The 10,701-nt window shown below is 33.6% G+C and carries 4 protein-coding genes; 3 read left to right on the forward strand and 1 reads right to left on the reverse strand.

The features are described 5' to 3' along the window. Window positions 1-26 precede the first annotated feature (26 nt). Together eno and M1E96_RS05205 are read left to right on the forward strand one after the other, a co-directional pair. Window positions 27-1,328: a phosphopyruvate hydratase gene (gene eno / locus M1E96_RS05200; RefSeq protein WP_070925187.1), complete on the forward strand. Its 1,302-nt coding sequence runs from the start codon at window positions 27-29 to the stop codon at window positions 1,326-1,328. A gap of 251 nt (window positions 1,329-1,579) precedes the next feature. Further along, the gene (locus M1E96_RS05205; RefSeq protein ID WP_272580221.1) at window positions 1,580-2,965 is read left to right on the forward strand and encodes a DASS family sodium-coupled anion symporter; all 1,386 of its coding nucleotides are present in this window, start codon (window positions 1,580-1,582) and stop codon (window positions 2,963-2,965) included. Window positions 2,966-3,084: 119 nt separating this feature from the next. On the opposite strand, the gene M1E96_RS05210 is transcribed toward M1E96_RS05205, so the two are convergent. Beyond that, on the reverse strand, window positions 3,085-4,023 hold the full coding sequence (locus M1E96_RS05210) for a filamentous hemagglutinin N-terminal domain-containing protein (RefSeq protein WP_319066330.1): 939 nt from the start codon (window positions 4,021-4,023) through the stop codon (window positions 3,085-3,087). Between the two features lie 486 nt (window positions 4,024-4,509). Between M1E96_RS05210 and M1E96_RS05215 the strand changes: the two genes are divergently transcribed. Continuing rightward, window positions 4,510-10,626, forward strand: coding sequence for a TcdA/TcdB pore-forming domain-containing protein (locus M1E96_RS05215; protein WP_369427405.1), 6,117 nt, complete (start codon window positions 4,510-4,512; stop codon window positions 10,624-10,626). Window positions 10,627-10,701: the final 75 nt, after the last annotated feature.

Consider the following 10,701-nt stretch of genomic DNA (forward strand, 5'->3'; position numbering starts at 1 on the left):
ATTTAACTTGTACTGAGGAAAACCTAATGTCCAAAATCGTTAAAGTGATCGGTCGTGAAATCATTGATTCTCGTGGTAACCCAACTGTAGAAGCTGAAGTTCATTTAGAAGGTGGCTTCGTTGGTTTAGCTGCTGCGCCATCAGGTGCATCTACAGGTTCTCGTGAAGCACTAGAACTGCGTGATGGTGATAAATCACGTTTTCTGGGCAAAGGCGTTCTAAAAGCTGTTGGTGCAGTTAATGGCCCAATCGCAGAAGCGCTGATTGGTCAAAATGCCAAAGACCAAGCGACTATCGATAAGATCATGATTGATCTAGATGGTACTGATAACAAATCTAAATTTGGTGCGAACGCGATCCTTGCTGTGTCTTTAGCAAATGCTAAAGCTGCTGCGGCGGCAAAAGGTATGCCTCTTTATGAGCATATTTCTGATCTGAATGGTACTCACGGCCAATATTCAATGCCTCTGCCAATGATGAATATCATCAATGGTGGTGAACACGCTGATAACAACGTTGATATCCAAGAATTCATGATCCAGCCTGTCGGTGCGCCTACCCTGAAAGAAGCTGTTCGTATGGGTTCTGAAATTTTCCATCACCTAGCAAAAGTACTGAAATCTAAAGGTATGAATACAGCTGTTGGTGATGAAGGTGGTTATGCGCCTAACTTAGAATCTAACGCTGCTGCACTGGCTGCTATCAAAGAAGCGGTTGAACAAGCAGGTTATGTTTTAGGTAAAGATGTTACTTTGGCAATGGATTGTGCTGCTTCTGAGTTCTACAACAAAGAAACTGGCAACTATGAGCTGAAAGGCGAAGGTAAAACTTTCACTTCTGAAGAGTTCACTCACTATTTAGAAGGCTTAACTAAAGAATATCCAATTGTTTCTATTGAAGATGGCCTGAATGAATCTGATTGGGATGGTTTCGCATACCAAACGAAAGTTCTTGGGGACAAAATCCAACTGGTTGGTGACGACTTATTTGTAACTAACACCAAGATCCTGAAAGAGGGTATCGACAAAGGTATCGCTAACTCTATTCTGATCAAATTCAACCAAATTGGTTCTTTGACTGAAACCTTAGCTGCAATCAAAATGGCGAAAGATGCTGGTTATACCGCGGTTATTTCTCACCGTTCAGGCGAAACTGAAGATGCAACTATCGCTGATTTAGCAGTGGGTACAGCTGCGGGTCAAATCAAAACGGGTTCAATGAGCCGTTCTGACCGTGTTGCTAAGTATAATCAACTGATCCGTATTGAAGAAGCGCTGGGTGACCGTGCGCCATTTAAAGGTCTGAAAGAAGTTAAAGGCCAAGCATAATTTAACTTATGTTAAGTTTTTATTGAAATGGAGAGCCTAGGCTCTCCATTTTTTTACCTTAAATTTAGTCGATAAAATCGATAGTTTTTTGTATTTCAAATGAAAAAATAGTTTAATTGCGCGTTTCAGATCTCAAAATTAGATCATCTACATTTGAATTTCATTCAATTAACTTTATATTCCCTCCACTGTAAATAAATCTTAACAAGAGCTTGAGGTGCATAGCACTAATATCAGCCGAGGGAACAAATATGGATGCGTCTGAATCCTTAAAACCCGCTGTAGGACCAACCCCATCTAATGTAAAGGGCTGGGTTATTTTAGCTATTGATATCGTATTGCTAATTCTACTTTTAAAGTATCTGCCATTTGATGATAAAGCGAATGCAGGCTTAGCAATGATGGTATTTATTGGCGTGCTTTGGCTAACAGAGGCAATACACGTAACTATCACAGCATTATGTATTCCAATCTTAGCGGTTGGGCTTGGGTTAATGAATACAGGGGATGCCCTCAAGTCATTTGCTAATCCCATCATTTTCTTATTCTTTGGCGGTTTTGCTTTAGCAACAGCTCTGCATATTCAAGGGCTTGATCGATTAATTGCTAACCGTTTATTAATGGTTGCGCGTGGTCGCTTATCCGTTGCCGTTGTACTGTTATTTGGTGTGACGGCATTGCTATCAATGTGGATTAGTAATACTGCAACAGCTGCAATGATGCTTCCATTAGTGTTAGGGATCCTCTCTAACTTAGATGTGCGTCATGAACGTAATACCTTTGTATTTGTTTTACTTGGTGTCGCATACAGTGCGAGTATTGGTGGTTTAGGGACTATCGTGGGTAGCCCACCAAATGCGATCGCAGCTTCGGCACTGGGCTTAGACTTTTTATCATGGATGAAATATGGCATTCCAATTATGGTGGTGCTGTTGCCTATGATGTTTGTTCTGATGTTTATGATGCTACGTCCAAATTTGAAGCATCGTTTTGAATTAGAATTAGAACATGTGAAATGGAATGGCAAGCGCATTACAGCAATGGTGATTTTCTTATTAGCAGTAGTTTGCTGGATCACCAGTACGTTTATCAGCGAAGCATTAGGCGGTGTTAAAGATCTCGATACCATTATAGCGGTGAGTGCTGCAATACTTATTGGTGTCACAGGTGTTGCTAGCTGGGCGCAAATTCAGAAAAATACCGAGTGGGGCGTATTGATGCTGTTTGGCGGAGGCTTAACCCTTAGTGCAATACTAAGCTCGTCAGGCGCAAGTAAGATCATGGCTGACTGGATGCAAATGACATTTGGTCAAAGCCATTGGTTTATCATTATACTCGCTGTCACCACTTTTATCATTATCTTAACTGAGTTTACCAGTAATACAGCGAGTGCTGCATTGTTAGTACCTATTTTTGCGACGGTTGCTGAAGCGCTAGGTATGCCAGTTATGGTTCTAACTATGATTATTGGTATTGGCGCATCCTGTGCCTTTATGTTACCTGTGGCCACACCACCGAATGCGATTGTATTTGGTTCAGGTTATATCAGGCAGATAGAGATGGTACGTGTTGGCGCCGTATTAAACGTAGCGTGTATTATCGTTATTTCATTGTTTGCTTGGTTCGTCTGGATGTAATTAATAAGCAGATAATATAAGAAAATGCAGCAGCCTTATTTTGAGGCTGCTGTTTGTTTGATAAATTTAATGAGAAACTTTGTCGCTACAGATATGAGTTGTTGAGTTTTTAACTTTTATTAATCAGTCATATTTTGCCCAACTAAAGTTTGTTGATTACTTCCTAATCGTATTCTACCAGTGACAGAAAGTTGGCTATCTCCCTGTAATGAAAAATTCATTGCCTCTATTAACCCTTTAATATCAATTTTATTTTGTGGGCACATAAAACTATCTTTGCACTGATACTGATGGCTTTCTAATAGGATTGAGCGACCCATTAACTTTGCATTTTCACCTAACTCAAAATGGCTTCCATGGCTGTGCATTGCGGTCGATTTAAATTTGCTACCAGAGCGAAGTGCACCTTCATTGATAGATAATGAGGCATGGCCAGAGGAGCTCAGATAGTTTTGGACTGCTGATGTAATATTGACTGCATTTTGTAGCTTGATACGATCGGCAAAAATGTTGATTTTAGCAAGTTGAATGGGGGTTGCTTGAGTGTGATTGATTGTAACTTGGCTATTAGGAGACACTGAAAACTTTAATTGAGTATAGTCTTTTAATGGTTTAGGAATAAGTTTACTTGGATCTGTTTTATCTTTAATAAATTGCCTTTCAAAATTCCCTGCGACTAGCGATAAGCTGCTTATATTACTTACAGAACCATTATTCCATGTGATCCCATTAGGGTTAGCTATCACTAGATTAGCTATTTGGCCTTTTATCCCTAACACACCTTTCAGGTTAGTTGCTTCATTTCCTGTGACTTCAGCTAATATCAACTTAGCTGCTTTTCCGCCTAGTGCTTGATTATCATTTATATCATTATTAAAAATTAAACCATGTTCATTAGATGAGAGTGTTTCAAAACTATTAAATGAAATATGATTATCAAGAGGCTCGACAATATTAATCACTTTCACTTGATTGATATCAGGAGATATTGTTGCAACTGCTGAATTTCCAATTAAAACTAAGGTTAGTAGATAAATGAAATTAAATGTATATTTCATGATAACACTCCATGTTGTGAAGGAAATTTATTCTTATCTTTAATTGTAATATCAAATCTATTAATTTTGGTTTTCTAATATTTATTAATGGCTTAATAAATAAAATGTTTTATACTCTACATACTTCAAGGTGCAAAGGTGTTGACTACGATACGCTTGTCAATTCACAACATTTATCTATGCTCCACGACTATCTTGACTTGTCGCTTACCTGCCTATCGAATTATTTAAAGTATATATATTTAAAATTGAACTTTATACTCTGGATGAAAATTTTTTATGATTAACTGATGATTGATTTTAAAAACAATGTTTTTAATTTAATTTGTTTTTTGTATTAAATAAATTTTCATTATTTAGTGTTGGCAATCAAATTATTGACTTGAGATATTTTAATGATTATTGTTGCTAGGTTGAAATTCTATTTTAATTAATATTTCAAATTGTTTTTTTATTTCATAAGTGTTTATTATAAGGATATATTAAATGCGAAGTAATAATTATCGTTTAATGATTAATACCCGAGAAAAATGTAATGAGGTTATATATTTAATCGTCAAAACTTTACTAGATCATCAATTAAAAACAGGTTTGACAAGCACGATTCCTTTAAAGAATGGCATTGCTAGCGCTGCTGTTCAAGTATTTTCTGCTAACCCATTGAAATTTACTAGAACACATGTAATGAGAAGCGATTATATCTCAAGATTAGGGCAATTACCTGCACATGGTCGTGCCCAATTTGTTGAAGTAGAGCCTGATCATTATGATATTGAATTTGTTTATAATCCATCGAGGTTAAGTGATCAATTAAGCATTGATGCATATTTTTTAGGGTATAATGGTGCTGTTCAATCAGCTAAAACACCCGCTTATGTCGATATTCCAATTAATGCAGCAGAAAATAGCTTCTTATTTACTGGTTCGCTAACCGGAGGATCGATAGTGGTGACTAAGCTTAATGAGACGACATATCGGGTTTATCATGATGGTCGGGCTAATAGCTCTTTATTATATGATAATGTCGTGATGGCAATTGATTACCGTGATTATCAAGTTTCTAGCTCAGACGATGCTTTGGGAATGGCTTATATGCGATTTCAAGATAAACAATGGCAATTAGTCATACAACGTCAGGAACATGAAATCATTGATGGGATGCCAACTTTCAGATTAAATACTAATAAAACAATAGTAAGTACATTCTCCCCAGATCCTCAGTGGGTTGAAAATCATCAACAAATATTTTCAACCTATCGAGAAGAAGTTCATCAAAAGCTAAAGCAGGTTGCATTTTATTTTGGTGTTGAAGAAGAGGATATCAGCGATGGCACTTATGTTGATGGCGAATTCTCATTAACTCATCCAGCTATTCTACCCTGGTTAAATTTTAAAAATGAAATAAATAAACGTTATGAAGAAAAAATTCAACACATTAATAATCAGATTATTAAAGTTAAAGATGAATTAGATAAAATAAAGTGGAAAAATAGAAGAAGTGAAGAGGATAATGCTAGAATTGATTTAGGTATCAAGATAATCGAAGGTAAAGAAAAGGCTATTGAATATTATAGAAGAAACTATTTATCAGTGTTAACAGAAGTTAGTTCTGTAGAACAAAGCTGGTTATGGCTACAGATTAAAAATAAAAATGGATTTAGTGCAGTTGTTCAGGATAAAGATGAGGCTATTGGGCAAGGAACATCAAATATAGAAATAAATAAACGTTATGATTTAATGGTTCATGAAAATGTTATATCTGGTAATCATGAATTTAATCAAGGAATTAAAAATTCTGACAGTGTTTCTATTCAAAATGTTAATGAGGATATGAGCTCATTAGCAATGAAATCTGTTTATTTAAATTCTGAGTTGAGTATGAGTGAGAGAGGTGCATTATATCAGAAAATTGAAGATAAAGTTGCACTTGAGCACAATATGCACGTGTTGAAATTAACATCTAAAACTAATGAGCTGTTTCAACATCATGGAAGTATTAATAGTCGATTAGCACCGCAAGATTTTTATTTGCCATTAATGGGGGATAGATCTGGAGGGCGTTGTTACCCTTTAGTAAGGGCTATGGCCGTTGCCTTGACGAAAGATGGTCTAAAAGGTGCTAATACACTACTAGATAAAATATTTTTAGCAGCTGCATTATCAACGACTGATAACTCTATTTTGTTAAAGGATGCATTAAAAAAGCTTCATTCAAATATTTATGCAACGCAAGCTTCTGAATCTCTTGGTCGTCTTAACTTAGATGAAATAAAGAGCGAGTTGGGTCGAGATGATATAGAAAAAATGTACGCTCTTAATACTACTACACATGCAATGCTACTTGGAAAAAATATACATGATGGGAATACCTATTATTATTTTTATGATCCTAACTTTGGTATTTTTGAATTTGATAGTATTGATAAATTATTTTCTTCATTAAATGATTTTATGGTAAAAGACAAGATGGGAACAATCTATCTTGCTCTAGGTTCAGAACAGCAACCTATCTTTGAACTTATATCAATAAATACATCTGAAATGGCTAATGTACCTATCGGTGGAGGATTAACGGTAACAGATTTATCAAATAAAAATGAATTAAATGATGTTATTACTCATCGTAAGTATGTGAGTGATTTTATTGAAAGTAAGGATAATGTTTTAAAAGACTTACAGATACAAGCTTCTTTACATATTTTACAAGCAGAGCAATGGAAGGATAAGATTAATCACTCTTATAATGAAATAACACAACTCAATAACTTAAATGAACAGTGGATAGCTAACTTTTCAAATATAGAAATATTGGCGGATGGAAAATATCGTATTCAGTTTATTAATAGGAGCCAAGAAGTTAGTGATTGTTGGATAGAAACATCAGATAAAACATTTAATGACTTTAGAAACTACTTCGCTAAAAATATGCAAATGTTTCAAAGTAATTATTCATTTAATAACTGGGAGTTTCAGGCTGGCGCTAATATAAGTGGTATAGAACAAATAAATGGTATGAATGCGGGAATGGCTTTTTATGCATTATTAGAAGATATGAAAGATAACAGTGGGGATATAGATAATAAAAGTTCATCGAATCTTAATACTGCTTTAAGAATTCATAGTTATATCAGCTATGCTACGATGGTGCAAGGCGAGATTCATGACTCAGCTAGGATCTCTCAGTTAGTGCATACCTTGCTGAGAGAGGAAAATGAAATTGAAAAAATAAAATTTGAGAAATTCTCATCAGCATTAATGAAAACAGCAAATGAAAGCATTGGAAGAATTTTTCAAGAAACATTGATTGGGCTAGATATTTATGAGTTGGCTAATGCGCAAAATGAAGCGGAACGATCTGTTTTTGGAACACAATTAGCTTTTGACTCAGTAATAAGTCTTGAATCTGGTATATCTATATTAGGAGCGGAAAATATTGCAGAGCTAGTTGAACCTTTATCTATACCTATTTTTGGGGTGGGTATTGGTATTATTGAACTTGTTAAGATTAATGCCCTACATGCAGAAGAGGCAGCTCAGGTTGGTAATTATTTTTATCATCTAAAAAATGGGTATAAAAATGCTAAGTTAGCCTATGATCCTGAAAAAAAATGGATATTACCCACAGATTATATTGTATATAAGAGGATTAATTTTCGCTGGGAATATTTTGTACTCGACAGCCAATATATTTATCGTAGCAAGTATGGTCTAAATGGTAGCGGTGATGAAGATTATATTAGTATTTGGGGGTCTAATCCTAGTTCAATAATTAATAAAGATGAAGCAATTAATATTCGAGAAGCAGTAGGCGCTGATATGACGATCATTAGGTTTGATCCAAGCCAAACAGATACAATGATCTTGCCTATTGTTCCTAAATCGTATATTGATTATGAATATGGTAGTCTTGCTTTTTCTAGTTATCGTCATGATACAGGATTTGATATCCTTAGAGACATGGAACATAAATATCGCTTTGATTTTGATTTTTTCCATGGTGCTTATCATAAAATTATCACAAAATTAAAACATGAATATATTTATACATCTATAGAAATTATTTTAGATGAGAATAATCGACATTTAATTGTTCCGAATATACCTGAGCCTTGGAAAAATAAATTGCTTCATGTAGTAAAAGGATATGGTGGTGAATACAGAATTAACATTAATTATGGTGCGTCATTATCTTTGCAGGATGATACCGAAGATAAAAAAGTATCAAAGTGGATTATTGATACAAGTTTTGTAAATGGTTCTGATATACAGTTATTAGATGATCGACTGACAATAGATTGGGTAAATATTTATATTGATGAACTAAATAAAAACTCACAACTTTTAATAATTAATAAAAAAAATGAGTTATATCAAGTAAACTTAATTGAAAATAAACTAAGTATGGTTGCTACAGATGCTAGCCAATGGGGAGTAGGTATTACTGCCGAACAATACTTTTCATCAATAAAAAATAAAAGCTATTTAAATAATGAATTTGTTATTATACATAATTATTTTCATGATGGATATAATGTTGGACTAGCTTATTATGAAGTCGCTAATAACCGAATAATATTTACTAACTCTTCAAATGAGAACTATCACTCGTCAATATTGGGTGCTGTTGATGGTCCACATGCTTATTTCTTTTCTCCAAATACATTAATGATTTGGAGAGTTAATATTGAAAATGGAAATATAAGTGCTACTTATGATAACTTTAGTTTGTGGGATTCTACATCAAAAGTAATTTCTCTATGGAAAGAAAATGAATGTGTACTGATAAAAATTAGTTCTCAAAGAGATAATTTGGAAATTATTAGTGAATATCAAATTATAGGTTATGAACTTGAATTGTTATCGGTCTCAAATAATATAGCATTAATAGATAAAATAGCTCTTACCGCTACTAGTAATGTAGAGGATGATATTCAGTCAATATCTACTTTATTAGGGGGCGATCAGGGCTCTTTGCGAGCAGTGAGTGGTATTTATCATGATGTACAAATCAAAAATGCAAAATTAATGACAATAGATGGGAAAGATAGTGAAGGGATTAATCGTCGTTATTGGCTACGTACTGATAGTAAAACTTTGATTAAACCAAATCTAGAAGCATCATTTTATACTCATAGCGATCGTACTGGCAATATAATACAATGGACTCCACCAAATGATTTAATGTTTATCGGCAGATTGTTTTCTAGCAGCGGAATGGAGGTGTTTTTCTTTTACAGCCGATGTGAAGATAAAATTTATAGGCAGGAAGGGCTGGGTCAAGATATTATAGAAAATGGTAATCCAACAGCTAAAATAATACAAGGATTAAATGAGATTGAATATGCTACCACATTGTATGGAAATATTCTTATTGTTAATAAACAGGGTGAAGTAAAACAGTTAAATATTGATGGCGGTAGTCAAATAGTTGGTGTTAATAATAAATGGCTTAATTTTAAAGAAGGGGAGCTTTCTTGGTGGTCAAGATTAGATAAAAATTATAAAGAAGCGGAAATTTTGATAACATTATTAGGATTAAAATATGGAGAGGTAAAATTACCAGCATGGTATTTTAAAGGGAAAATAATTATTGCTCATACTTTATCATCATCACATCAGTTAGAATTTTTAGGGATTGATAAAGAAAATAATGGAGCTTATATTTTTGATATCACAACAGGTAAGTTATTTTACCAAGAAATTACCAATAATGATTCAATAAATAAAAGCATAGGTAATACTCCTTCAATAATAGAAACAGTTCAGTATTTACCTAAAAGCGTACCTATTTATGAAGATTTGCAATTTAAGAATATTAAAAGTTTTGGTGATGGACTAATGATGATAACTAAAAATAATGAAATTATTTATCATCCCATGTCTAGTAGTGATGTTAATAATCAAGGAAGTAAACTGGGTTCTTCTTTATTAATTATGGGAACTGAGGGTAATGATATAATTATCCCAACTAGGGTATCAGATGTTGAATATATTATATTAAGTGCTGGTGAAGGAAGGGATATATATCAACTTAAACCTGATGATTGGGTGAAATATAAAGCTATTATTATTGATAATTTTTCCACAGATAAAGAAATAGATGAAATTATTTTACCGATTAAGGATTGTTTCGATGATTTATTATTTGAAAGGAAAGGGGATGATATAATTATTTCGGATGTTGTAAATGATACATTGATTATCTTACGTAGAGTATTTGGTTCGCAGGCAGAATCATACCGACATTTTAAAATTAAAGTTGAAGGTTATTCCTTTTACTTAGATGTAGGCACAATTATAAATTGTTTGGATGGGCAAGAGCTACCAATTTCTTTTTATATGATAAGAGATGAAAATGACTCTATATATGTAGATTTACATGTAAATCCAATCTCAAGTCAAAGCTCAGGATTAAATTTAAATACAGAACAAACTATAGCTCCAGATTCAAGAGTAAGCTTAAGATCACGAAGTAGAACAAATTTACTCCGTGAAAGAATGAGTTTAATATATGATGATAAATCATTCAGTAATGTAATGGATAATGTAAACACAAGAGAAAACATTAGAGCATTAGATTTCTTTAATACTTACAGTAAGTAGATTTATCTGTGGTCTATGTTTATTGAAATACATTAATAAATAGCTTTTTATAAAACTATAATTTTTTGTAATATG

It is taken from the genome of Providencia sp. PROV236, assembly GCF_033676985.1.
GTDB classification, from domain to species: Bacteria; Pseudomonadota; Gammaproteobacteria; order Enterobacterales; family Enterobacteriaceae; genus Providencia; species Providencia manganoxydans.